At 43.4% G+C, this 24,431-nt stretch carries 21 protein-coding genes; 5 read left to right on the forward strand and 16 right to left on the reverse strand.

Annotated features, from left to right (window positions below; translation table 11 throughout):
- Positions 1 to 110: 110 nt before the first annotated feature.
- From H8Z82_RS07195 to H8Z82_RS07245, 11 genes are all read right to left on the reverse strand, one after another.
- Positions 111 to 3,236, reverse strand: a complete 3,126-nt coding sequence (locus tag H8Z82_RS07195; protein ID WP_186994708.1) for a glycoside hydrolase family 2 TIM barrel-domain containing protein — start codon at positions 3,234 to 3,236, stop codon at positions 111 to 113.
- Positions 3,237 to 3,380: 144 nt separating this feature from the next.
- Entirely contained in the window at positions 3,381 to 4,313 is a 933-nt protein-coding gene (locus H8Z82_RS07200; RefSeq protein WP_186994709.1) for an AraC family transcriptional regulator, read from the reverse strand.
- A 174-nt stretch (positions 4,314 to 4,487) separates the two neighbouring features.
- Positions 4,488 to 4,793, reverse strand: a complete 306-nt coding sequence (locus tag H8Z82_RS07205; RefSeq protein WP_019162748.1) for a YerC/YecD family TrpR-related protein — start codon at positions 4,791 to 4,793, stop codon at positions 4,488 to 4,490.
- Between the two features lie 238 nt (positions 4,794 to 5,031).
- Entirely contained in the window at positions 5,032 to 5,754 is a 723-nt protein-coding gene (locus tag H8Z82_RS07210) for a phosphatase (RefSeq protein WP_186994710.1), read from the reverse strand.
- Between the two features lie 357 nt (positions 5,755 to 6,111).
- Entirely contained in the window at positions 6,112 to 7,284 is a 1,173-nt protein-coding gene (gene mmsB, locus H8Z82_RS07215) for a multiple monosaccharide ABC transporter permease (protein ID WP_019162750.1), read from the reverse strand.
- Between the two features lie 5 nt (positions 7,285 to 7,289).
- Complete coding sequence (gene mmsA, locus H8Z82_RS07220; protein WP_019162751.1) at positions 7,290 to 8,828, reverse strand: multiple monosaccharide ABC transporter ATP-binding protein; 1,539 nt, start codon at positions 8,826 to 8,828, stop codon at positions 7,290 to 7,292.
- A gap of 122 nt (positions 8,829 to 8,950) precedes the next feature.
- The gene (gene chvE, locus H8Z82_RS07225; RefSeq protein WP_407844231.1) at positions 8,951 to 9,979 is read right to left on the reverse strand and encodes a multiple monosaccharide ABC transporter substrate-binding protein; all 1,029 of its coding nucleotides are present in this window, start codon (positions 9,977 to 9,979) and stop codon (positions 8,951 to 8,953) included.
- A gap of 223 nt (positions 9,980 to 10,202) precedes the next feature.
- Positions 10,203 to 11,318, reverse strand: a complete 1,116-nt coding sequence (locus H8Z82_RS07230) for a sugar ABC transporter substrate-binding protein (protein ID WP_019162754.1) — start codon at positions 11,316 to 11,318, stop codon at positions 10,203 to 10,205.
- Between the two features lie 79 nt (positions 11,319 to 11,397).
- A complete protein-coding gene (locus H8Z82_RS07235; protein ID WP_019162755.1) occupies positions 11,398 to 12,993 on the reverse strand; it encodes a response regulator in 1,596 nt (531 codons plus the stop codon).
- A 7-nt stretch (positions 12,994 to 13,000) separates the two neighbouring features.
- Positions 13,001 to 14,479, reverse strand: coding sequence for a sensor histidine kinase (locus tag H8Z82_RS07240; protein WP_019162756.1), 1,479 nt, complete (start codon positions 14,477 to 14,479; stop codon positions 13,001 to 13,003).
- Positions 14,476 to 15,495, reverse strand: coding sequence for a substrate-binding domain-containing protein (locus H8Z82_RS07245; RefSeq protein ID WP_019162757.1), 1,020 nt, complete (start codon positions 15,493 to 15,495; stop codon positions 14,476 to 14,478). The genes H8Z82_RS07240 and H8Z82_RS07245 overlap by 4 nt, the downstream gene beginning before the upstream one ends.
- 144 nt (positions 15,496 to 15,639) lie before the next feature.
- Between H8Z82_RS07245 and H8Z82_RS07250 the strand changes: the two genes are divergently transcribed.
- The 5 genes from H8Z82_RS07250 (at position 15,640) to H8Z82_RS07270 (ending at position 19,932) form a co-directional block, all read left to right on the forward strand.
- Complete coding sequence (locus H8Z82_RS07250; protein WP_019162758.1) at positions 15,640 to 16,329, forward strand: polysaccharide deacetylase family protein; 690 nt, start codon at positions 15,640 to 15,642, stop codon at positions 16,327 to 16,329.
- A gap of 80 nt (positions 16,330 to 16,409) precedes the next feature.
- The gene (locus tag H8Z82_RS07255; protein WP_019162759.1) at positions 16,410 to 17,111 is read left to right on the forward strand and encodes a YesL family protein; all 702 of its coding nucleotides are present in this window, start codon (positions 16,410 to 16,412) and stop codon (positions 17,109 to 17,111) included.
- On the forward strand, positions 17,108 to 18,043 hold the full coding sequence (locus H8Z82_RS07260; protein WP_186994711.1) for a TIGR01212 family radical SAM protein: 936 nt from the start codon (positions 17,108 to 17,110) through the stop codon (positions 18,041 to 18,043). The genes H8Z82_RS07255 and H8Z82_RS07260 overlap by 4 nt, the downstream gene beginning before the upstream one ends.
- A gap of 16 nt (positions 18,044 to 18,059) precedes the next feature.
- Positions 18,060 to 18,572 carry a DUF4364 family protein gene (locus tag H8Z82_RS07265; protein WP_019162761.1) on the forward strand — a complete coding sequence of 171 codons (513 nt, stop codon included), beginning with the start codon at positions 18,060 to 18,062 and terminating at the stop codon, positions 18,570 to 18,572.
- A 40-nt stretch (positions 18,573 to 18,612) separates the two neighbouring features.
- Positions 18,613 to 19,932: a replication-associated recombination protein A gene (locus H8Z82_RS07270; RefSeq protein WP_186994712.1), complete on the forward strand. Its 1,320-nt coding sequence runs from the start codon at positions 18,613 to 18,615 to the stop codon at positions 19,930 to 19,932.
- A gap of 260 nt (positions 19,933 to 20,192) precedes the next feature.
- On the opposite strand, the gene H8Z82_RS07275 is transcribed toward H8Z82_RS07270, so the two are convergent.
- Genes H8Z82_RS07275 through H8Z82_RS07295 form a run of 5 tightly spaced genes read right to left on the reverse strand, consistent with a single transcriptional unit; the run spans position 20,193 to position 24,306 of the window.
- Complete coding sequence (locus tag H8Z82_RS07275; protein ID WP_019162763.1) at positions 20,193 to 20,819, reverse strand: cytidylate kinase-like family protein; 627 nt, start codon at positions 20,817 to 20,819, stop codon at positions 20,193 to 20,195.
- Positions 20,820 to 20,855: 36 nt separating this feature from the next.
- Complete coding sequence (locus tag H8Z82_RS07280; RefSeq protein WP_019162764.1) at positions 20,856 to 21,566, reverse strand: ABC transporter ATP-binding protein; 711 nt, start codon at positions 21,564 to 21,566, stop codon at positions 20,856 to 20,858.
- Between the two features lie 13 nt (positions 21,567 to 21,579).
- The gene (locus H8Z82_RS07285) at positions 21,580 to 22,338 is read right to left on the reverse strand and encodes an ABC transporter ATP-binding protein (protein ID WP_186994713.1); all 759 of its coding nucleotides are present in this window, start codon (positions 22,336 to 22,338) and stop codon (positions 21,580 to 21,582) included.
- A gap of 2 nt (positions 22,339 to 22,340) precedes the next feature.
- The gene (locus tag H8Z82_RS07290) at positions 22,341 to 23,411 is read right to left on the reverse strand and encodes a branched-chain amino acid ABC transporter permease (protein ID WP_026077059.1); all 1,071 of its coding nucleotides are present in this window, start codon (positions 23,409 to 23,411) and stop codon (positions 22,341 to 22,343) included.
- Positions 23,412 to 23,421: 10 nt separating this feature from the next.
- Positions 23,422 to 24,306: a branched-chain amino acid ABC transporter permease gene (locus H8Z82_RS07295; RefSeq protein WP_026077060.1), complete on the reverse strand. Its 885-nt coding sequence runs from the start codon at positions 24,304 to 24,306 to the stop codon at positions 23,422 to 23,424.
- Between the last annotated feature and the right edge of the window lie 125 nt (positions 24,307 to 24,431).

The raw sequence follows: 24,431 nt of genomic DNA on the forward strand, positions 1-24,431 counted from the left end.
CTTTCTCTGTAATGATACATCCTGTTCCACTTATTTTCAACAAATGTTATTAGCGTTATTAAAAAAGCCACTTTCTGACTGAAAATGGCTTTTTTAATAAATAAACTATATTAAATTCCTTTAAAGCTAAAGGAGAATTCCATCTTTCCATTTGCATTCAACAGATATTCCGGATGGGTGTATGCTCCCCAGCTGTCGTCGCCGCCGATTCCCATCTGGCCTTTGGCTATGCGTACTACTGTGTAATGAATCTGCGGGAGTTCGTATGGATGCATGGCATTTTCCATCTCATGCGGAGTGTATGGGAGTGCAGAAAACATCACTGGTTCTCCAGCCATCTCGAAGTACATTCCTCTGCCCTTGCGGTTTGTGACTTTCGCCCAGCGTACTTCCTCTTTTGCACCACATTCCTGCGGCACCATGTATCTTGCCATGTTGTCCACAACTTTGTTCTGGTAAATGCCCAGTTTTGCACCTTTTTTACGGTCTGCATAGGTTTCAGCTTCTCCCAGTCCATACCACTGAACATTATCATAGTCTGCATTGAACTTAAACATCACGCCAAATTCCGGCATATCGCCAAGTTCTTTTACCGGATCATAAGTTAAAGTTGTCTTCACCTTTCCATCTCCGAATACTTCGTAGGTGAGCTGACACTCACTGGCTGGTGTGGTTGGCATCAGATAGGTAAAAGTTACTTTTACAGAGTGGTCTGTTTCTTCTGCCTGTGGTAAATTGGATGGGCCATATGCACCTTTTCTGTATTCTTTGTGGCTTAAATACATGCTGGCAATTTTCCACTGTGCGTAGCGCATCTGCATAAGATTTCCACAGTCATTGTCTGTTGGTGCGCGCCAGAAGTTTGGTTTCGAGATTGCCTCGATCATCTCTTTACCCGCATATTTGTAGGAAACCAGCCCACCGTTGAGGACGGAGAACATTACTTCGAAGTGCTCGCCACGGACACCGATATTGTGTGTGCTTCGGATGATCTGCGGCTTCGCAGCTGCTGTTTCTGCTGAAGCATTTTCCTGTACCTGATATACATACTGTCCAAACGCAATCTCATGGCCTGCAGGTGCCCACACCTTTTCCTCTTTCAGATGGAAGGAAACAGTAACTGTATATTCTCCGGCTGCCTCAGCCTTTCCAAAAGGCAGTTTATATTCTTCCTCACTCAATGGCTCAACTGCTGTTTCCAGTGCTTCTGTACGGATCACTTTTCCATTCTTTGCAAGTGTTACCTTACAGTCAAAAGTATCTGTGTTTACAAAGAGGTTCTTGTTAATCACTTTTACTGTGTCAGCTGTCACCTCTGCAGTAATATTCTGATAATTGAATTTCACTTCCTGCATCTTGGGAGATGGCTCTCTGTCTCCACCATATGCGATTCCGTTACCACTGAAATTATAGTCTGTAGGGCGTTCTCCGAAATCGCCGCCGTATGCCTGGAACTCTTTTCCATAGCGGTCTTTCTTATAAATAGACTGGTCAATGTAATCCCAGATAAATCCACCCTGATATTTGGGCTCTGTATCTGTCAGGTCAGTATATTTGTGCATGGCACCGCAGGAATTTCCCATAGCATGTGTGTATTCACAGCAGATAAACGGTTTGCTGTCATCCTTTGCCAGGAACTCTTTGATTGCTTCTACAGACGGATACATCTGGCTTTCCATATCACTGGTATCATTATAACTACGGTCATGGAAAAGTCCCTCATAATGTACCAGACGGGTAGGGTCATTCTTACGGAAAAGCTGAGACATTTCATAGATATCTTTTCCGCCAAAAGATTCATTTCCACAAGACCAGATCAGGATTGCCGGATGATTCTTGTCTCTCTGATACATGGAGTTGGCACGGTCAAGCATCATATCCAGCCATTCCGGTTTGTTGTGCGGAACAATATGGGTATAATCCTTTGTAAATTCCGCCACATCCCAGGAGCCATGAGATTCCAGATTTGTCTCATCGATCATATAAATACCATATTCATCACAGAGCTGATAAATCAGCGATGTATCCGGATAATGACAGGTGCGGATGGCATTGATATTATTCTGCTTCATAATGCGAAGATCCTTGCGAAGTTCTTCCTCTGAAACATGTCTTCCGCTGACAGAGCTGAACTCATGACGATTTACGCCCTTAAACACGATACGCTTTCCGTTCAGAGTCATGATACCATTCTTCATCTCGAAACGGCGGAATCCAACCTTCTGAGGAATCACTTCCTGAATAGTTCCTGCTTCGTCATAAAGTTCAATTGTAAGATCATAAAGCTGTGGATCTTCTGCGCTCCATAATTTGGGATTATTGATTTTCCATGCAAAACTGTTCTGTGCAGTCTTGCTGCTATTTGTTTTCTGAATATAAAATGCCTCTGCATCCGCTTCTTCATTTCCAGCTTCTGTAAGAGATTTTTTCTCTTCCAGCACACATTCTCCATCTTTCTCAAGTCTGAAAGCAATGCTTCCTTTTCCCCATGACTTTACCTTAATTTCAAAATCTGCTGCATCCAGATTCTCTTCAGGGATTGCACGGATCTGAAGATCATATGCATGAGTATCCGGAACTGTGTAAAGATATACATCTCTGTAAATTCCGGAAAAACGGAAGAAGTCCTGATCTTCACACCAGCTGCTGGAAGTCCATTTGAATACCTGTGCTGCCAGCTTATTCTGTCCATCTTTAAGATAATCTGTCAGTTCAAACTCAGATGGAGTGAAAGAATCCTCACTGTAGCCAACAAAGACTCCGTTCAGCCACAATGCAAGTCCGCTCTCTGCTCCCTGGAAAGAAATAAACAATCTCTTTCCCTTCATATGTTCCGGCACTGTAAAATATTTCACATAGCTTGCAACCGGATTAAATCTCTCCGGGATCTGACCCGGATAAACTTCCTCATGTCCTTCCCATGGATACTGGACATTAGCATACTGCGGTGCATCATATCCTTCCATCTGGATATGTGCAGGTACATGAATGTCATCCCAGTCATAACAGCAGTAATCCTCTTTCTCAAATCCCTGAACTGCACTTTTGTAATTACGCGCATAATGAAACTTCCATAAACCGTTCAGACTGTAGCGAAAAGAAGTTTCCGTCCCATCCTGCACAGCAGTCTGCATTTCATTCCCATCTCTATAATATACATGATCTGAATGAGCTTCCATTCGGTTATCGCAGAAATACTGTGGATCTTTTACCAGTGAATAATCAAATGCTTGCATACTCTTATGTTCTCCTCATGATTTATTTTTTTATAACAGTTATCCTTCATGAGTAGAATTATAACATTATACGTCTCCGCACAGTTTGCATATTTGACTATATAATATCCATTTTCGACTTTTATATAATTCAGCCTCCGACACTTACCATCCTTCCTCTGTCCGGATGTCAAACTTCAGGAGCATCTGCTCATAATTTTCTCCCTTTTTTCGCCACTCTGCAGGTGACATTCCCATCAGCTTCCGGAAATTCCGGTTAAAAGCAGAATCCGATGCAAAACCACATTCCGTACCTATGTCAGTTGCTGACCTGTCTGTCTTTTTCAGTTTTTCACAGGCAGTACGGACACGTATCAGATTTATATACTCTACAGGGCTCATATGCATACATCCGGAAAAAATCCTGCGAAAATGGGACTCACTCAGATGACAGTTTGCAGACAACTGCTCTATCTTTATATTCTCCCTGTAATGATCTGAAATATAATCTAGTGTATCTGAAATGATCCGCATACTCCTGCTCTGCTCTTCATAAAGCATTTCCTGCTCCGGCGTCCTGTTCAGCCGGGCAATCCTTACCAGCAGAGCCATAAGAAGCCCTGATGCCTCCTGAATATAAAACTCATCTTCTCTGCGCATGATATCCATAATTCTAATAATACATTCAGCTATAAACGGTTCCTCTTCCTCGTTCATCAACAATGCCCCGGAGTTAATCCTTCGCAGCATTTTCTCAGCCTGCACAGCACTCTCACAATTCTTTTGCAAAAATCCCTCAACATCCACAAACAGATACTCCCATTTGCAGACCGTATTTCCCATGCTGTTTGTTGTATGAGGAAACCGTTCCGGAATCACAGTAAACTGCCGCCCTGTAAACTTCCTTTTCTCCTCTCCCAAAGTCAGGATTCCCTCTCCATAATAACAAAAACCAATCTCCATAAAATTATGAAAATGAAGGTCCTCTATACCGGTCCCATAATTCTGCACCCAGCGCTCTCCCAGAAGAGGAAGGATCGGACTTCCTGCTGGCATATAATAATAGCGTAATTCTATTTTAGGTTTCTTTTTTTTCATGATTTCATGCTTTCCTTTTTTACATTTACCATATCATACAAATACAATTTTCCATCTGAAGCATGCCGTATCAACATTTCAATCCTAATCTTCCCACTTATAATGCAAAAAGAGCAGGCAAAAAACTCCACCTGCTCTTTCAAACGCCCTAAAGCGCTTTATCGTTTCTGTATCTTATTCCCCTTTAGATTCCTTCTCATCCATCCTGGAGAATACCATTTCATAACCATCATTTCCATAATTCAATGAACGATTCACACGACTGATCGTTGCTGTGGAAGCTCCGGTTTTCTCCGAAATATCAAGATAGGTTCTCTTGTCCATCAGCATCTTGGCAACCTCAAAACGCTGTGATAAGGAAAGAAGTTCATTGATCGTACATACATCCTCAAAAAAAGTATAGCACTCTTCCTTATCCTTCAGGCACAGAATCGCTTCAAAAAGATGATCCACGGCCTCTGTTCTGATTTTTTTACTCATTTTTCCCGCTCCTTTTAGAACTCTAGTCTTTGCTAAACGGACATTTGTTTTTATTGTGTCCGTATTATATTTCTAACAGTGCTATTTTAACACGTTAAAATATGCAGGGCAAGTAGTTTATAAGGAATTATTTAATCAAATTTGGTCAAAATATTCCATATTTGTTCAAAGCGTCAAGCGGACATTCGCAATCCGCTTCGCTACGCGGCTCTACACCGAATAACTGCTTCACAGTTTGTCAGATTTTTCGATTTACATACTTTCTGATTGCATCTACGGAACGATTAAGCACCAGCTCCTCCGGAAAATCCAGTTTCTCCAAAAGATTTCTCGCCAGATCAAACTCCCCAATCAGCAAGTCAAAATGAGCATCACTATCCATTACCACCGGAACCTGATATTTCTTACACAGTTCCAGCATCACTCTGTCATTCTCCACCGCATTCTGCCTGTTACAGTCCGTCTCCATAGAATGATTATTCAGCTCCAGGACCTTCCCATACTCCTTCGCTCCCTGAACCAATGCCTCATAATCAATCTCATATCTTCCATCATCCGGATGTCCGATAATATTCACATAGGGATTCTTCATCACATTCAGATAACTTTCTGTATTCTCCAGCTTAGACCCCGGCTTCATACATGGAATATGCAGACTGGCAATCACCACATCCATCCTCTCCAAAGTCCTCTCCGGCAGATCCACAGTCCCCCGGGCATCCAGAATATTCACCTCAGATCCCAGAAGAAGCTGAATCCCATACATCTCCCTAGGCACCACCCTGAGATTATCAAAATAATACTGATGACAAGTCCCCGGCATCCCCGGTGCATGCTCCGTAACCCCCAGAACCTCCAGCCCCTTCTCAGAAGCAACCTTCGCCATCTCCCTCAACGAACAATACGCATGCCCACTGGCCACCGTATGTGTATGTAAGTCCATCACTGAATTATATCTCATAACCAATACTCCTCACTTCGTACAAATATTTTTCTTAATTATACGACCATCTCCCGATATTTCACAAGCAGATTTTCAGCCCATCCATTTTCACCATCCATTTTTACTCAAGCAACCATCATCCCCAAAAATTGCCAACATCCAGCGCAGAAAAATAGTGTGTTTGATGTGCATTTGCAGGTATCTTAGATGCCGAAACCGCACATCAAACACACTATTTTTCTGCGCGTCCCCCGCCAAGTCAAACGGATATTCACAATTGAAGCAGGAGACTCACTTGATTCAATTAAAAAAACAGAGCCTGCACCCTGCAAGCCCTGCCAAAAATTCCTATTCAAGGAGAAATATACAATTTTTTTATTTCACAATAAAGGATTTCCTCTTACTAACAACATCAAAGATAACCGCTGCCAGCAGAACCAGACCCTTAACAACCTTCTGCAGGTTCTGGTCAATACCCATAATACTCATACCTAAGTTCAGAACACCCATCAGTAACGCACCAATGATAACCCCCGGAACTGTACCGGTTCCACCATAAGCAGAAGCACCACCAATGAAACAAGCACCGATCGCATCCATCTCAAAGTTTGTACCAGCCTGAGGATTGGAAGAATTCAGACGAGCCATAGTAACCATACCTGCAATAGCAGCCAGAAGACCCATATTTAAATAAGCAAGGAAATAAACCTTATTTGTATTAATACCGGAAAGCTTTGTAGCCTTCTCATTACCACCAACTGCATAGAAATAACGTCCTGTAGTTGTCTTGGAAGCAATATATGTATAAATTGCAATGATCACAGCTACCCAGATCAGAGAATTAGGAATACCCTTATACTGAGCCAGACGGAACATAAAAGCAAGAATAACTACACAGATCAGGATCATCTTAATTGCAACACCGCCAAAAGGATCTACACTGTACCCTTTCTTCACACGGTCTGCACGGTTCTTCAGAACAAGTAACACATATACAATACAGACAATAATACCAACTACAAAACAGATAAGATTAAATCCCTCTTTCCCAAATGGATCCGGAATATAATTGTTAAACAGTGCCAGGTAAGAATCCGGCATTGGTGCCAGTGTCTGTCCCTGTAAAACTACGTTTGAAAGGCCACGGAATGCAAGCATACCAGCCAGAGTTACAATAAACGGAGGAATTCTCACATATGCAATCCAGAATCCCTGCCATGCACCGATGGCAATACCTGTAATTAACATAACCAACATTGTAAGATATGGGTTCATACTGTTAAGAACCATCATCTTACCACCAACAGCTGCCACAAAACATACAACAGAACCAACAGAAAGGTCGATGTTACCACCTGTCAGAATACAGAACAGCATACCTGTTGCAAGGATAAATACATATGCATTCTGAGCCACAAGGTTATTCACATTCTGCGGAAGAAGCATAACACCCTTTGTGTTTACTGCAAACATGATGACTACCAGAACAAGAACGATCACCATGGTATATTTCTTTAATATCTCTGAAAAACTAATCTTTTTTTCCATCTTCTTTACGCTCCTTTTCCTGATTTTACGATCTTGGACATGATCAGCTCAGAGGTAGCCTCTTCTTTGCTGACTTCGCCTACGAACCTGCCCTCATTCATAATATAGATTCTGTCTGACATTCCAAGTACTTCCGGAAGTTCAGAAGAAATCATGATAACAGATTTTCCTGCTGCCACCAGATCGTTAATAATACAGTAAATTTCGTATTTCGCACCTACGTCAATACCTCGGGTAGGCTCATCCAGGATCAGAATATCCGGTTCTGCAAACATCCATTTTGCAAGAAGGACCTTCTGCTGGTTACCACCGCTTAAGTTGCCTACATTCTGCTCCACAGACGGACATTTCGTTTTCAGCTTCTTTCTGTATTCCTCTGCTACCGCATACTCTTTATCTGCGTCAATAACCTTTCCGTTAGTGATTCCCTTCATATTTGCAAGGGAAGTATTCATCTTAATAGATTTGGAAAGGATCAGACCATTTCCTTTTCTGTCTTCTGTAACATAAGCAAGTTTATTATCAATTGCTTCCTGTACAGTATTCAGCTTCACTTCTTTTCCGTTCATGAATACCTGACCGGAAATCTTTGTTCCATAGCTCTTTCCGAAAATACTCATGGCAAGCTCTGTACGTCCTGCACCCATAAGTCCGGAAATACCTACAACCTCTCCCTTATGCACCTTAAAGGATACATTATCCACTACTTTACGTTCTGAATACAGAGGATGATAAACATTCCAGTTTTTCACTTCCATGGAAACATCTCCGATCTTTACATCCGGACGTTTCGGGAAACGATCAGTCATCTCACGGCCAACCATACCCTGAATAATACGCTGCTCGGAAAAATCATCCTTTTTCTTATCCAGAGTCTCAATGGTAGAACCATCACGGATAACAGTAATCTTATCCGCAACATAAGAAATTTCATTTAATTTATGGGAAATGATAATAGAAGTCATTCCCTGGGCTTTAAACTTCAGCAGCAGATCCAGCAGTGCCTTGGAATCATCCTCATTTAAGGATGCAGTGGGCTCATCCAGGATCAGAAGCTTTGCATTCTTTGCCAGTGCTTTTGCAATTTCTACCAGCTGCTGTTTACCTACACCAATATCCTTGATCAAAGTCCTGGAGGATTCCTCCAGTCCTACTATTTTCAAATACTTGTCTGCTTCTCCATAAGTTTCATTCCAGTTAATGGAGAAGGATTTTCCTCTTTCATTACCCAGGTACATATTTTCACCGATCGTCATATATGGAATCAGCGCCAGTTCCTGGTGAATAATTACAATTCCTTTTTCTTCACTGTCTTTAATTGTATTAAATTTACAGATTTCACCGTTATAAATAATGTTGCCTTCATAAGTTCCATACGGATAAATACCACTTAATACATTCATCAGAGTAGATTTACCTGCTCCGTTCTCGCCTACCAGAGCGTGGATCTCGCCTTCTTCTACCTGAAGATTGACGTTGTCCAATGCCTTTACACCTGGGAAAGTTTTGGTGATATTTTTCATTTCCAGAAGTATCTTAGCCAATTCTGTTTCCCTCCCTTTTCATGAAAGAATCCTGATGACAGGATTCCAAGATTGATACAGGCGGGAATTTCCCGCCTGTATCTGAAACGGATAATTTCATCCGTTTTACTGCATAATTTGTATTATTTGATCTGATCTTCTGTATAGTATCCGGAATCGATCAGCATTTCTTTGTAGTTGTCAACAGTTACAACAACCGGGTCACAAAGGTATGTTGGGATGATTCCTGTGCCGTTGTCATAGGATTCTGTATCGTTCACTTCCGGTTCTTCACCCTTCATGATAGAATCAACCATTTTAACAACTGCAGATGCAAGAGCACGTGTATCTTTGAATACGGACATAGCCTGTTTTCCAGCTACAAGGTTTTTAACGTTTGGTGTATCACAGTCCTGACCGGTGATGATTGGATATTCTCCTGTGTAGGAAGCTGCAAGAGCATTTTCTACACCAAGTGCTGTAGAGTCGTTGGAGCAGAGAACTGCGTCAAGGTTTGTTCCGTCTGAGTAGTTACCAGCGATGATTGTATCCATTCTGTCCTGAGCTTTTGCACTGTCCCAGTTAGCAGTTGCAACCTGCTCGAACTCTGTCTGTCCGGATTTAACTACCAGTTTGCCTTCGTCGATGTATTTCTGAAGTACATCCATTGCTCCACCGAAGAAGAAGTTACAGTTGTTATCACCAGGATCACCTGTGAATAATTCGATATTGAATGGTCCGTCCTGATTGTCAAGATCAAGTGCGTCTACTAAGTATTCGCCCTGTTTCTGACCTACTTTGTAGTTATCAAATGTTGCATAGTAGGAAACTGCGTCTGAGTTCATAAGCAGACGGTCATAGGAGATAACCGGGATTCCTGCTTCTTTTGCCTGTTTCAGTGGCTCGCCAAGGCTGCTTCCGTCGATAGATGCTACAACCAGAAGGTCACATCCGTTTGCTACCTGGTTCTCAAGCTGTGAAACCTGTGTGCTTACATCGTTAGATGCATACTGAAGGTCTACTTCGTAGCCAGCTGCTTCCAACTCTTTCTTCATGTTCTCGCCATCCTGATTCCATCTCTGAAGATCCTTGGTAGGCATTGTAACACCGATCAGTTTCTTGTCATCCGCTTTAACAGCCACACCCGGGATGACTACCATTCCAGCTACCATTGATGCGCAAAGGATTGCAGATACCAGTTTCTTTTTCATTGTAAAAACCTCCGTTTCTTTTTATACGTTTGATACGTTTTCTTTGATGATGTTACTATAACACAGAGACATCTGGACATGGTTGGCAAACACCAAGACATTTTTTTGAAAATAAAAAAATGTCCTGTATCATACAAGACATTTTTGTCACTAAAATGTGCTATATCGTTTTCGAAATACCAGTCTAATTATAATCTGCATTCAGATATACTTCATCTCTTCTGTGGAAACCTCCGTCAATAATCACTTCATCAATATTGTCCCTGGTCACCGCTATAGGAGTCAGGATCACTGCCGGCACATTATAGGTTCCGTCATTGATGGTATCCGTCACACCAGGCATACTGGATACCTCTGTTCCTTTTCCCATTTCAACTGCATATTGAGCAGCTTCCCTGGCCAGATCCTCAATGGATTTAAACGCAGTCATATACTGGGTTCCCTCTACAATCCGCTGGCAGGCAGCCAGGTCACAGTCCTGTCCTGCCACAACCACTTTCCCGGCCAGCTGATTCTCTGCCAGCACCTGTACCACCTGACTGGCAATATCATCATTTCCGCACATAATTCCCTGAACATGAGGATACTTTTCCAGAGCCTCCTCCACATAGCCCACAGCAAGCTCCGCTGTCCAGGCATCACAGTTCGCTTCATAAACCACTTTCAGATTACTGTTTTTCAGAACCTTGTCAAAGCCCTTCCTGACCATAGTAACATTATTATCTGCAGCTGAACCCTGGATCATAAAAATATCTCCCCCCTGAGGAATCGCGTCTATCAGGGACTGGGCCATAATCTCCCCTACTTTTCCATTATCAAAGGAAATATACAGATCCGCGTCTGCATTGTGGATCAGTCTGTCATAAGAAATCACCTTAATTCCCGCATTATGCGCTTTCTGGATCACCTCACTGAGTACTCCGCAGTCTCTGGCGATCACCACGATCACATCCATCTGTTTACTGATAAAATATTCGATCTGGCTGATCTGTTCTTTGGAATCAGCCCCTGCATCCTGCACATTTACCTCAGCTCCCAGTTCTCTGGCTGTAGCTACAAAAGCATCCCTGTCCCGGATCCATCTCTCGATCACAAAAGAGTCCACAGTCAGTCCGATCTGGACTTTGTCGTTTTTCTCAGTCTGCACTTCCTCTCCGGAATCTGCTTCCTTCTGATCTGCTTCTGTTTTTCCGGAAGTACCGCAGCCTGTGAGAAGTAAAATTCCCAGACAAAACACGATCCCTAAGATCCCGGTCACAAATTTTCTTTTTTTCCTGCTGTTTTCAATCTGCCATTTCATCTTTTTTCTTACCTTATCCTCTTCCTGAACAATTCTCCGCTGTCTGTTTTCTGCCTGATCTTCCCGCCATGGCAGCCACCTATCTCAGATGTTCTCTGAATTCACTGGGTGTCACACCTTCATACTTTTTGAATATCCTGCTGAAATAATTAGGATCACTGTAACCGGACTGCGCACAGATCTCCTTGATGGAATACTGTGAATTCTGCAAAAGCTCTCTGGCACTGCGAAGACGGATCTCCGTAAGATATTCAATGAAATTCTTACCTGTCTCCTGTTTGAACAGCTTACTGAAATAATAGGGACTGATATCCACTTCCCTGGAAACATCATCCAGAGAAATGTCCCTGCGGAAATTCTCATTAATATAACTTCGTGCCTTCTCAATAATACTCAGTTCTTCTTTCTCCCTGGAGTCCTCCATTCTGGCACAGATATCTCTGGTCTTATCCAGAAACCAGTTTTTCAGTCCATTCATGTCAGCACAGGACTGCAGTTCACGGATGTAGCTTCTCCTGTAGTTTACATTATATTTCATAGTACCTGCAAAAAAGGCACGGCGTTCTGCATCCATCACAAGTTCCAGGATCTTGATTTCCACATCTTCTCTGGAAACAGATGGCTGTCCCATCATCCAGGTAAAAAATCCCTCTGCACAATTCAGGGCACCAGCAGCATCCTTGTCAAGAATCCTCCGCACATACCTGGATTCCAGATCTCTGGGATATTCGCCGTCATACTTCTGGGCTACCGGTACATCCTCAATGTGCACCACATGGCTGACACTCTCCCTGAGAGCTACCACAGCCTCCTGAAAGGATTCCTTCACACTTCCAAGCTCCTTCACCCTTCCAATACCACAGCGGAACATACTGTCAATACGGTTTTCCAGCTTGTGTACCATGTTTCTGGCTCTGGTAACGATCGCCACACGTTCTTCATAATCCTCTGTATTCTCCTCATAGGGCACCAGCAGCACAATTCTGTTTCCCATAATAGGCCCTACCAGACATTCAAAGAAATCCTGAGCAATCTCCCGGAAAGTAGAATAAAAACGGTTCGCCCTCACACCGGCTCCCACAGCATTACTCAGAACTCCATTTTCCATGGAATCTCCAAACTCTACCACTACCATATATCCATATTTCTGATGAATATTCAGAAGCTCTGTATAATTGTCCTGGTAAGTAACAAAATCATCCTGAAGCAGGATATTATTGATGTACCCACTCTCGATCATAGGTACCACGGTTTCCAGTTTTTCCCTGATTTTCAAATCATCACTGCGTTTCTGCCTGGTATGGTCTACCTTTTCCATAGCCTTCATACAGGTTTCCAGGATCACCTTTTTATTGACCGGCTTGGTGAGAAATTCCATTACCCCCAGATTTACTGCTTCCTTGGCATAATTAAATTTATCATAAGCAGTAATAATCACAAACACCACTGAGCTGTTAAACTTCTGGATTTCCCTGATAGCCTGGATTCCACTGATTCCTGGCATCTGAATATCCATAAAACAGATATCCGGCGGATAAGCCTGCGCCTGTTCCACCACCACTCTGCCTGATTTGGCAGTGTGGATCTCACACTCATTTCCAAAATTAGATTCTATGATTTTCTTTAATGATTCCAGCATGATACCTTCATCATCTGCAAGCAAAATTCTGTACATATCATTCTTACCTTATGAGAGGTATGTGAATCACTACCTCTGTTCCCTTTCCTGCACCCTCACTGTAAATTTCCAGCAGATCCGGCTGCTCATAATAAAGCTCCAGACGGCTGATCACGTTATTCATGCCGATTCCAGTGGAATCTCCCTCCTGGGTACTGTGTTCCTTATTTCCGGAAAGCACATTTTGAATCTCTTCTTCACTCATACCCTTGCCATTATCACAGATACTGATACAGATTCCCCTTGGATCCCTGGTCACCGTAAGATGAATCTGGCCTTCCCAGTCAATATCTCTGATTCCATGGTTCACTGCATTCTCCACTACCGGTTGAAGGATCATACTCGGCACACGGACATTCTCCACAGATTCATCCACGTCACTGCTAAAATGAATATCCCCTGCAAACCGCACATTCAAAATATAAATATAGTTGTCTACTGCCTCCAGCTCCTCTCCCAGAGTAGCATCCTCCTGTCCCTTCTTTACATTATACCGGAAAAAGTCTGCCATCTTTTCCACAAAGATTCCGGTTTTCTCCGCATCCTCCATCATGGCCAACTGCGCACCTGCATTCAGGGAATTAAAAAGGAAATGAGGATTGATCTGAGACTGAAGATATTTTAGCTGAGCCTCCTTCAGATGATTCTCCATCAGGAGTTCTCTTTCCATCATCTGCTGCTCCTTCTCCATACTTTCCTTTGTCTTCGCCATATAGACATCCAGATTCTCCACCATAGTGTTAAAAGCCCTGGTTACCTCTCCCAGCTCATCCTGGGAATCAGTATCCGGCATTTTCACATGGAAATTTCCCTGTCCTACCAGCTGGGCAGTCTCTGCCATACTGGTCAGCGGACGGAACATTCCTCTGGTTGCCATGATCAGCAGGATCATTCCTACTGCCACGATCACAAGCATAAAAATTATATTGCTGATCTCCAGATACCGCATCATCTGACGTAATACAGAATAGCTGCTGGTATTCTCCTTAAAAAGCTGGTTATTTAATTCATCAATGGCTGTCTGAATATAGCTGTAGAGTCTGGTAGAATCCTCATATTTCCGCTTATATTTTTCTACATTCCTGCCTCTCTTGGCTGCAACTGTCTCAGCAGTACAGTCCAGATAGGTCTCAGACATTTTCCGGATATTACGCTCCAGAAGCTTTACCGAATCATTGATATTTTTGTCATTGAGCTTCTCCAGTTCATTTCTGTATCTGGCTTCATTCTGGTAATAATCCATCAGGGACTGAGAACTTTTTACTTTCAGATATTCATACATATTGTCCTGTACCTGCTCAAATACCTGAGATAAATCTGTCAGCTGGGCATTGCTGGCATATACATTATCCATTTTCTGCATGGAACTATTGATCCGCACATAGAATAACAGGTTCATCGTAAAAAGCAGTCCTGCGATCAGTCCCACCTCTATGACAATTTTACTTACAAGGGAAAAATCTTTCCAGCGGATTCGCTTCATTCCGACAATCCCTCCCTTCGTAATGCCCTGACTGCATCCTTATCTAGGAAATTAATATCTACATTATAATAGGAATTGGATCTGCCGTCTTTCTGAAATTCTGTCAGTGCCTCTATACTGTATTTTCCCATCTGTTCTGTATCCACATCACAGGTCAGGGCAAGTACTCCTTTTTCCACAGCTGTAAGGATATCCGGAGAGGTATAATAGCCGATGATGGTTACTTTTCCCGCCAGATTAAAGTCCAGCACTGCCTGGCGGGCACACTCTGTAGTGTCTGCATCCATACATACCAGAATATCCGGCACTTTATTTCTCTGCTGAAAGATATCCGTAACCGCTTCCTCTGTCCCAAAGGTACCGGAAGAAAGAAGATTTTTCACACTTACAGTTACCGGCTGTCCGGCTCCTGTTTTTGCCTGGGCAGCATTGCTGATCTGCGTGTATATCTGACTCTGATTCATATCATCAATGTTTCTTTTCAATAAAATCAGAATATTCTTCGTATCCCGGGTAACATAATCTGCCACCTTTTCGCCGTAGGCACTTCCAAGCTGATAATCACTTACCCCTACAAAGGTCTGGCGCTTGCTGTGAACAGCATCATTCATCAAAGTCACCACCGGGATTCCATCTGCAACAGCCTCATCAATCTTATCTTCCAGGCCATCCTCCCCACTGTACTGAAGGATAATTCCATCTGCCCTGGATGCAATACTTACATTCATATAATCCAATTTGGTATATTGAGACTCCTCATCTGTTCCCTTAAGCTCCAGAAGACTGTCATTCTCCCTGGCCCACTTTTCTGCACTTGCATACACAGCCTGCCAAAAAGACGACTCCGGATTATCCACAATCATATCATATTTATACATATATTCCTTTGTATCTGCCTGCATCTGCCGGTTTGCGCCTGCCAGACCATTTAAATAAGACTCTCCTGTCATATGCAGCAAAATCAGAAGCCCCGCTCCTGACAGGAGCAGCCCGAGAGTCATCCCTTTCTTTTTCATAATTGTCATTCCTTTTGTTTGATAGATTTCATTATACAATAAATCTGCATCATTTGCTTTCTTTTTTTATATATATAATTAAATAATAATTTGCCGGGTTACTGGACACAGCGTAAACAGTAGCTTTGCCGCGGAAAATAGAATATGAAAATTCACAGATTTCTGTTTTGGATCATTCCGGTTTTTCTCTGTATTTTTCTGTTGATCTGCCATTTTTATACAACCACTGAAAATTCTCTCAACCAAACTGCCGGCAGAACATCTGTTACAAAAGAAGAAGCTCCACGGGTTGCCCTGACCTTTGACGATGGCCCCAATGCCAAATACACTCCACTTCTGCTGGAGGGCTTACGCAAAAGAAACATACATGCCACCTTTTTTCTCCTGGGCGAAAATATCCCGAAAAATGAAGAGCTGCTTCTCCGGATGCAGAAGGACGGTCACCTGATCGGCTGCCACACCTGGAGTCATGTACAGCTGGACAAAATTTCTCCTTCCGGCGCCAGCAGGGAAATTCTGAAGACAAACAGCCTGATCTACCATATTACCGGAACCTATCCTACCTGCCTTAGACCACCTTACGGAGCCTGGAAAAAGGATCTGGAGCTTCCTGTCACCATGCTTCCCGTATTCTGGGATGTGGATACTCTGGACTGGCAAAGTCAGAATCCTGAAAGTATTCTGGATATTGTGCGCCAAAATGTGCAGGATGGTTCCATCATCCTCATGCATGACAGCTATGACAGCTCTGTCAGGGCAGCGCTTGCCATCACTGATGAACTCACAGAAAAAGGCTATGATTTTGTCACTGCTGACCAGCTTCTTGATCCATAAAAAAATTTGCTTTTTCCAGTGTGATTGGTTATACTTATAGGTAAACCCAATACAAACTTATTATACGAGGAGTTATTAAAATGGATAAACTTTTTAATATGGACAACAAATTTTTCAGCTTTATGGGAAGGGCTGCAGATCTGTTTATGCTGAATGTGGTTTTTGTCATCTGCTGTCTCCCGGTTGTTACTATCGGAGCTTCCCTGACAGCCCTTCACTATGTCACCCTGAAAATGGCACGAAATGAGGAATCCTACATCATCAGAAGCTTTTTCAAGTCCTTTAAGCAGAACTTCAAGCAGGCAACCATTATCAATCTTATCATGCTCCTTATAGCCGGAGTATTATATTTTGATACGAATATCGTCAGACAGATGGGCGGTTCCATGTCCAAAGTATTATATATCATCTTTATCGCCTTAGGTATTATTTATCTGGCAGTATTCCTGTACATTTATCCGGTACTGGCAAAGTTTTACAACTCTGTAAAAAATACTTTCCGGAATGCTTTTTTGATGTCCATCATGCATCTGCCCTACACCATCCTTATGGCTCTGGTCACCATTGCACCTGCCGCCATTTTCTTTATTCCGGACTTCCGGGTACAGTCCGTGGTCATTCTGCTTTTTATATTGCTGGGCTTTGCCCTGCTTGCTTTTATCAACGGGCATTTCCTGGTAAAGATTTTCGATAATTATATCATTCCCGAAAAGGATGAAATCTCAGAAGAAGGTTCTGAGGAGACTCCTGATGATACTTCCCGTAATACACCGGCTGTATGATGAAATGGGGAGAAAAGCCTTACCACTCTCTGGACTATATGCTCAGGGAACGGTTCGGAGAAAAAGTTTATAAAGTAACACTAAACGGTGGGATGTCCTGTCCCAACCGAGACGGAAAGCTTGGAACCAGAGGCTGCATTTTCTGCAGTGCAGGAGGAAGCGGAGATTTCGCCGCAGACAGCAGTCTGTCCATCACCGAACAGATTGACAGACAGATTTCCATCCTTTCGGCCAAAAGACCCATACATAAATATATCGCCTATTTCCAGGCATTTACCAATACTTATGCACCTGTGGAATATCTGGAAAAAATATTTACAGAAGCCCTGGCACATCCGGGTATTGCAGCATTATCCATAGGCACCAGACCTGACTGTCTGGGGAAGGATGTGATAGCACTTCTCTCCAGACTGAATCGGCAGAAGCCTGTGTGGGTAGAACTGGGACTGCAGACCATTCACGAAAAAACTGCGGCCTACATACGCAGGGGCTATCCCCTGTCTTGCTTTGAAGATGCAGTCAGGCGCTTACGCAGTGAGGACATCGAAGTAATCGTTCACACCATTCTCGGTCTTCCCGGAGAGAGTACCCAGGATATCCTGAACACTATGAAATATCTGAATCACCAGGACATCCAGGGGATCAAGCTACAGCTGCTCCATGTACTCCGGGGAACTGATCTGGCCTCTGATTATGAAAAAGGCCTGTTTCGCACTTATGAACGGGACGAATATATTTCTCTGGTAATCAGTTGTCTGGAACATCTCAGGCCGGATATGGTGATCCACCGAATCACCGGTGACGGTCCCAAAGATCTTCTCATAGCCCCATTGTGGGCCAGCAGGAAACGGGAGGTACTGAATCTTTTACACCACCAGATGAAAGAAAACCATAATTATCAGGGCAGACAAACAAATTGGCAGATCAATTGAAAGGGAGGGATTCCAATTGTCAACACCTTATACTATTTATAAACTCATCGTATTATACATGCTTCAGAACGCAGATGATACACTGACTAATTCCCAGATTTCCGAATTTATCCTTGATCGGGGATACACCAATTATTTTCATCTCCAACAGGCTCTTTCAGAGCTTGTAGAAGCAGAGCTTGTAAATAAGGATACCCGCTCCAACACCTCACATTACCGGGTTACAGAAGACGGACGCAAGACCCTCTCCTTCTTCCAGCAAGATCTGTCTTCCGAAATCAAGCAGGAAGTAAAGGAATATCTGAACTCTGCAGGATTTAAAGCGGAGGACAGGATTGTCACCTCTGCTGATTACTATATTACCAAGCAGGGAGATTATTCTGTGCGATGTCAACTTATAGAGAAAGGGAATTCTCTCATTGACCTGAACATCGCTGCCCCCAATCTGGAAGCTGCCAAATCTATGTGCCAGAAATGGCCTTCCCACAGCCAGGAAATATACGGTAAAATAATGGAAGAGCTTTTATAGCTCACACATTTTCTTTCTTATATTATTATGGAGAAATACTATGGATTTATTTGAATATGCAAAATCAAAAACCCTTGACCGTGAATCCCCATTAGCATCCAGACTGCGCCCAGCTACTCTGGACGAAGTGGTAGGACAGCAGCATATCATTGGAAAGGATACTTTATTATACAGAGCTATCAAAGCTGACAAGCTGACCTCTGTTATCTTCTATGGTCCTCCAGGAACAGGAAAAACCACTCTGGCAAAGGTTATTGCCAACACCACAAGCGCAGAATTTACTCAGATCAATGCCACTGTAGCAGGAAAAAAAGATATGGAAGCCGTAGTAAAAGAAGCACAGCAAAATCTGGGCATGTACGGAAAAAAAACCATCCTCTTCATCGATGAGATCCACCGCTTTAATAAAAGCCAGCAGGACTATCTCCTTCCTTTCGTGGAAGACGGAACTATTATTCTCATCGGCGCTACAACTGAAAATCCTTATTTTGAAGTCAATGCCGCTTTGATCTCCCGTTCCATCATCTTTGAGCTGAAATCCCTTGAGATTTCCGAAGTCAAAGAACTCATCCTTCGTGCAGTCAATGACAAAACAAAAGGAATGGGAAACTACAAAGCCCAAATAGATGCTGATGCTCTGGACTTCCTTGCAGACATGGCCGGGGGAGATGCCAGAAATGCCCTCAACGCCATTGAGCTTGGCATCCTGACCACTCCCAGAAGTGAGGACGGATTCATCCATATCACCCTTGATGTGGCATCCCAGTGCATCCAGAAACGGGTCGTACGCTATGACAAAAACGGAGACAACCACTACGACATCATCTCCGCTTTCATCAAAAGTATGCGAGGCTCTGATCCCGATGCAGCCGTATACTACCTGGCCAAAATGCTCTACGCCGGAGAAGACGTTAAATTCATCGCCCGCAGGATTATGATCCTGGCCTCCGAAGACATCGGAAATGCAGACCCTCAGGCCCTCTGCGTAGCCGTTGCAGCAGCCCAGGCAGTAGAGAGAGTCGGAATGCCCGAATCCCAGATCATCCTCTCCCAGGCAGTCACCTACATGGCCTGCGCTCCCAAAAGCAACTCCGCAGTCAACGCCATCTTTGCAGCCATGGACTCCGTCAAACGCACAAAAACCACAGTTCCTGTCCATCTCCAGGACGCCCACTACGGCGGCCACGAAAAACTCGGCCACGGCATCGGCTACAAATACGCCCACGACTACCCCAACCACTACGTAGCTCAACAATACCTACCCAATGAGATTGCAAACGAACACTTCTACGAACTAAGCGATATGGGCTACGAAAAAAACCTAAAAGAATACCAACAAAAAATCAAATCCCAATCATGATTTACCCTGCGCCTTCCGTATAAAGTAATAAAACAGCCGAGCAATCATATTTGATTTTCAGTGCATTTGCAGGCGTCTTAGTAAATCTTAGTATAAAAAAAGCTGCGTTGTTCATAAAAAATCCAACTGTCTGAGCCGTAAGGCGAGTTTTGGATTTTTTATGAACGCATTTAGCAGCTTTTTTTATACCTAGATTTACTTAGACACCGAAACCGCACAGAAAATCAAATATGATTGCTCGGCGTCCCCACTACTTTATCTTACTTCCCTATTCCCATCACTTCCATCTGTGCCAGAATAGCTTCCACACACTTCTCAAATCCCAGCTTCCCGGCATTCAGACACAGATCATAATTCGTGGCATCACTCCAGTCTCCGCCTGCGAATCTCCTGTAATATTCCTGTTTCCGCTTATCATCCTTACGCAGAAACTTCTCAATTTCTTCATCACCGCCGCTGATCTTTCCTCTGGATTTCTCTACACGGAAATCCCAGGGAGCATGAACAAACACCCGAAGAGTATTCGGTCGGTCCTTAAACACATAATTTACACACCGTCCGACAATTACGCATGACTCCTTATCAGCCAGATCTGTTGCAACCTTTGCCTGATAATTAAACAGATTTTCATCTGAAATAAATCCCTTACCTGTAGGTGGAATCAGCTCCCCCTTATACAGACCACTCTTATTAAACAGAGAAGGCTTCACACTCATACCGCCCTCTACCTGTCCAAAAAGCTTTACATCAATGCCACTCTCATCAGATGCCAACTGAATGATCTGCTTGTCATAAAAAGGCACTGCCAGCTTCTCTGCCAGCATTTTTCCAACAGTACGTCCGCCACTTCCATATTGCCTTGCAATGGTAATTGTAAAATTTTCCATAAAACCCCTCCTGTTCCATTCTATTATTATGTGATATCACTCACCCAGATAAGCCTTCTGCACAGACTCATTGTTCAGCAGATCACTGGCTTTTCCCTCCAGGGTAATACTGCCTGTTTCCAGTACATAAGCTCTGTCAGCGATAGACAGTGCCTTCTTTGCATTCTGTTCCACCAGCAGAACTGTAGTCCCACTGTCACTTACCTCTTTGATGATATTAAAAATTTCATTTACAAAAATCGGGGAAAGTCCCATAGACGGCTCATCCATAAGAATAATCCTTGGTTTGCTCATCAGTGCCCGTCCCATGGCAAGCATCTGCTGTTCACCACCAGAAAGAGTTCCTGCTCTCTGGCCTTTACGTTCTTCCAGCCTTGGGAATCTTTTATATACACTTTTCAGACTGTCCTCGATTTCTGCCTTATTTTTTCTGGTATAGGCTCCCATAAGCAGATTCTCATATACACTCATATCTGCAAACACACGACGTCCCTCCGGAACGTGGGCCATTCCCATCTCTACGATCTTATGGGCAGGCGTTCTGGTCAGATCCTTGCCTTCAAATACAATACTTCCGGATTTTGGGGAAAGAATTCCTGTGAGAGTCTGCAGAGTGGTGGTCTTGCCGGCACCATTGGCACCGATCAGTGCAATAACCTCACCCTGGTTAACCTCAAAAGAAATCCCCTTCAATGCCTGGATCACACCATAATACACCTGGAGATCCTTTACTTCCAACATTGCCATTGATTTGTTCCTCCTATTCTCCCAGATATGCAGTGATAACCGCAGGATCCTTCAGCACTGAAGCAGTCTCTCCCTGGGTCAGAACCTGACCAAAGTTCAGGACTGTCAGCTTCTCACAGATACCACCAACCAGTTTCATATCATGCTCAATGAGAAGAATCGTCATATCAAAATGCTCACGCACAAAACGGATGGTTTCCATCAGTTCCTGAGTTTCATTGGGATTCATGCCTGCTGCCGGCTCATCCAGAAGCAAAAGCTTAGGATCTGTGGCCAATGCCCTGGCAATCTCCAGCTTACGCTGCTTACCATAAGGCAGATTACCGGCCAAAGTCTCTGCTTCCCTGTCCAGATCAAAAACCTTCAGGATTTCCATGGCACGTTCATTCATTTCCTTTTCTACCTTATAATATTTCGGCAATCTCAGAATACCGGTAAGAGTAGAGTATGTATGATGATTATGAAGCCCTACTTTAACATTATCCAGCACAGAAAGCTCTTTGAAAAGACGGATGTTCTGGAAAGTCCGGGCAATTCCGGCCTTGTTGATCTCAATAGTGCTTTTTCCGGTAATGTCCTCGCCATCCAGACGGATGATTCCCTCCGTTGGTTTGTACACACCTGTAAGGAGGTTAAATACAGTAGTCTTTCCTGCACCGTTAGGTCCGATCAGACCATAGAGCTGACCTTTTTCAATGGTCATATTAAATCCGTCTACTGCGCGGAGACCGCCAAACTGAATAGACAGATGATTTACTTCCAGCATTGCCATGATCAGGCCACCTCCCTTTTATTTTTTGATCCACGAACCTTCTCCATCACTCTTGCTCTCCAGTTTCTGGCAGCAGGTGCCCAGTTAAAGAGCATCATGGCGATCAGCACAATGGCATAGATCAGCATACGATAATTTGCAAAGCCACGGAGAAGCTCCGGTAAAGCATACAGAATGATGGTTGCAATAATAGAGCCACGGATATTTCCGATTCCGCCCAGAACTACATAAACCAGAACCAGAATGGACATATTATAATCAAATACAGAAACCTTCAGCAGGGAAAGGTTATGGGCATAGAGCACACCTGCTACACCTGCCAGGGCTGCGGAAATGGTAAAGGCCAGCAGCTTATATTTGGTAATATTGATTCCCACAGACTCTGCTGCAATACGATTATCCCTGGTAGACATGATCGCGCGTCCACTTCTGGAATGAACCAAATTCTGTACAATGAACAAAGTGATCAAAAGCAGAATCACACCGATAATAAAGAAGGAACTCTTAATATCCTTGTAAAGTGCACCTGTACCTGAAATTCCTAATGCACCCTTGAGAATCTGCTTTCCGCCTGCCTCCAGATGAAGTCCTGCTGAGCTTGTTGCCACATGAAGTCCATGGTCATCAACCCCTATATACAGAACATTGATCAGATTCTTGATGATCTCACCAAAGGCCAGGGTTACAATAGCCAGATAGTCTCCCCTGAGACGAAGTACAGGAATGCCAATGATCAGACCAAATACAGCTGCCACAGCTGCACCTACCAGGATTGCCAGGATAAATCTGGGAATCTGGGGAATATCTGACATTGCATGGGAAAATAAAGCACTGGAAAAAGCACCTACGCACATAAATCCTGCATGTCCCAGACTCAGCTCTCCGGAAAATCCTACCACAAGGTTCAGAGAAACCGCTGCAATCGTATAGACACAAATGGGAACCAAAAGTCCTGTGAGAAGTCTGGACAGGTTGCCTGTGGAACTCAAAACCTGTACGATCACAAATAGCAGGATTACGATTCCATAATTGATCATATTATTCTGTGTTGTTTTATTTTTTACTTTTTTCATACCGTCCACCTTACACTTTCTCCTGGATGTTCTTGCCGAACAAACCGGTAGGCTTCACAAGGAGCACGACGATCAGCACTGCAAACACAATTGCATCTGCAACCTGGGAAGAAATATAGGCCTTGCCGAAAATCTCCAGGATACCCAAAAGGATTCCGCCCACCATAGCTCCCGGTATAGAACCGATTCCGCCGAATACTGCTGCCACAAAGGCCTTGATACCAGGCATAGCTCCTGTATAAGGAGTAAGGGTAGGATATGTCTGACACAGAAGAAGACCTGCAATCGCTGCCAGTCCGGAACCAATAGCAAAGGTCAGGGAAATAGTAGCATTTACATTGACACCCATCAGCTGTGCTGCATCTCTGTCCTCAGATACTGCCTGCATAGCACGACCGGGCTTGGTCTTTTTTACAAAAAAGGAAAGTCCTACCATGATAACAATACATGCAAGAATTGTCACAATAGTAATTCCCTTGATCATCAGCTGTCCTCCAAACAGAGAAACAGACGGAACTTTCACTACTGATACAAAACTCTTGGCATCTGCTCCGAAGATCAGAAGGGCCAGGTTCTGGAGCAGATAGCTGACACCAATAGCAGTGATCAGTACTGCCAGGTTGGAAGAAGCCTTTCGCAGCGGACTGTAGGCAACCTTTTCAATTACAACACCAAGAACAGTACAGACTACAACAGAAAGAATCACTGCAAGAACCGGAGACATTCCTCCACGTGTAATACAGGTCAGGATCACATAGGCACCTACCATGATAACATCACCATGGGCAAAGTTCAGCATTTTTGCAATACCGTAAACCATGGTGTATCCTAATGCAATGATCGCATAAATACTGCCAAGACTGATGCCGTCTTTCAGATAAGATATAAAACTCATAACGCACGTATAATCCAATTATCTTAGATGGTAATTGGATTTTTCCTTTCTCCCAGTTAACACTGGGTATTTATTTCCATCTCTGATATATTTTGAAAAGGCACTGTGGATCTGTATCTATAATT

The organism is Blautia difficilis (assembly GCF_014297245.1).
Taxonomy (GTDB): Bacteria; Bacillota; Clostridia; order Lachnospirales; family Lachnospiraceae; genus Blautia_A; species Blautia_A difficilis.

What these genes read in the sequence shown, in the direction of transcription:
- H8Z82_RS07195 (WP_186994708.1), bottom strand. Translation starts at nt 3,236, where the DNA reads ATGCAAGCATTTGATTATTCACTGGTAAAAGATCCACAGTATTTCTGC.
- H8Z82_RS07200 (WP_186994709.1), bottom strand. Translation starts at nt 4,313, where the DNA reads ATGAAAAAAAAGAAACCTAAAATAGAATTACGCTATTATTATATGCCA.
- H8Z82_RS07205 (WP_019162748.1), bottom strand. Translation starts at nt 4,793, where the DNA reads ATGAGTAAAAAAATCAGAACAGAGGCCGTGGATCATCTTTTTGAAGCG.
- H8Z82_RS07210 (WP_186994710.1), bottom strand. Translation starts at nt 5,754, where the DNA reads ATGAGATATAATTCAGTGATGGACTTACATACACATACGGTGGCCAGT.
- mmsB (WP_019162750.1), bottom strand. Translation starts at nt 7,284, where the DNA reads ATGGAAAAAAAGATTAGTTTTTCAGAGATATTAAAGAAATATACCATG.
- chvE (WP_407844231.1), bottom strand. Translation starts at nt 9,979, where the DNA reads ATGGTAGCTGGAATGGTAGTCATCCCGGGTGTGGCTGTTAAAGCGGAT.
- H8Z82_RS07230 (WP_019162754.1), bottom strand. Translation starts at nt 11,318, where the DNA reads ATGAAATGGCAGATTGAAAACAGCAGGAAAAAAAGAAAATTTGTGACC.
- H8Z82_RS07235 (WP_019162755.1), bottom strand. Translation starts at nt 12,993, where the DNA reads ATGTACAGAATTTTGCTTGCAGATGATGAAGGTATCATGCTGGAATCA.
- H8Z82_RS07240 (WP_019162756.1), bottom strand. Translation starts at nt 14,479, where the DNA reads ATGAAGCGAATCCGCTGGAAAGATTTTTCCCTTGTAAGTAAAATTGTC.
- H8Z82_RS07245 (WP_019162757.1), bottom strand. Translation starts at nt 15,495, where the DNA reads ATGAAAAAGAAAGGGATGACTCTCGGGCTGCTCCTGTCAGGAGCGGGG.
- H8Z82_RS07250 (WP_019162758.1), top strand. Translation starts at nt 15,640, where the DNA reads ATGAAAATTCACAGATTTCTGTTTTGGATCATTCCGGTTTTTCTCTGT.
- H8Z82_RS07255 (WP_019162759.1), top strand. Translation starts at nt 16,410, where the DNA reads ATGGATAAACTTTTTAATATGGACAACAAATTTTTCAGCTTTATGGGA.
- H8Z82_RS07260 (WP_186994711.1), top strand. Translation starts at nt 17,108, where the DNA reads ATGATGAAATGGGGAGAAAAGCCTTACCACTCTCTGGACTATATGCTC.
- H8Z82_RS07270 (WP_186994712.1), top strand. Translation starts at nt 18,613, where the DNA reads ATGGATTTATTTGAATATGCAAAATCAAAAACCCTTGACCGTGAATCC.
- H8Z82_RS07275 (WP_019162763.1), bottom strand. Translation starts at nt 20,819, where the DNA reads ATGGAAAATTTTACAATTACCATTGCAAGGCAATATGGAAGTGGCGGA.
- H8Z82_RS07280 (WP_019162764.1), bottom strand. Translation starts at nt 21,566, where the DNA reads ATGGCAATGTTGGAAGTAAAGGATCTCCAGGTGTATTATGGTGTGATC.
- H8Z82_RS07285 (WP_186994713.1), bottom strand. Translation starts at nt 22,338, where the DNA reads ATGGCAATGCTGGAAGTAAATCATCTGTCTATTCAGTTTGGCGGTCTC.
- H8Z82_RS07290 (WP_026077059.1), bottom strand. Translation starts at nt 23,411, where the DNA reads ATGAAAAAAGTAAAAAATAAAACAACACAGAATAATATGATCAATTAT.
- H8Z82_RS07295 (WP_026077060.1), bottom strand. Translation starts at nt 24,306, where the DNA reads ATGAGTTTTATATCTTATCTGAAAGACGGCATCAGTCTTGGCAGTATT.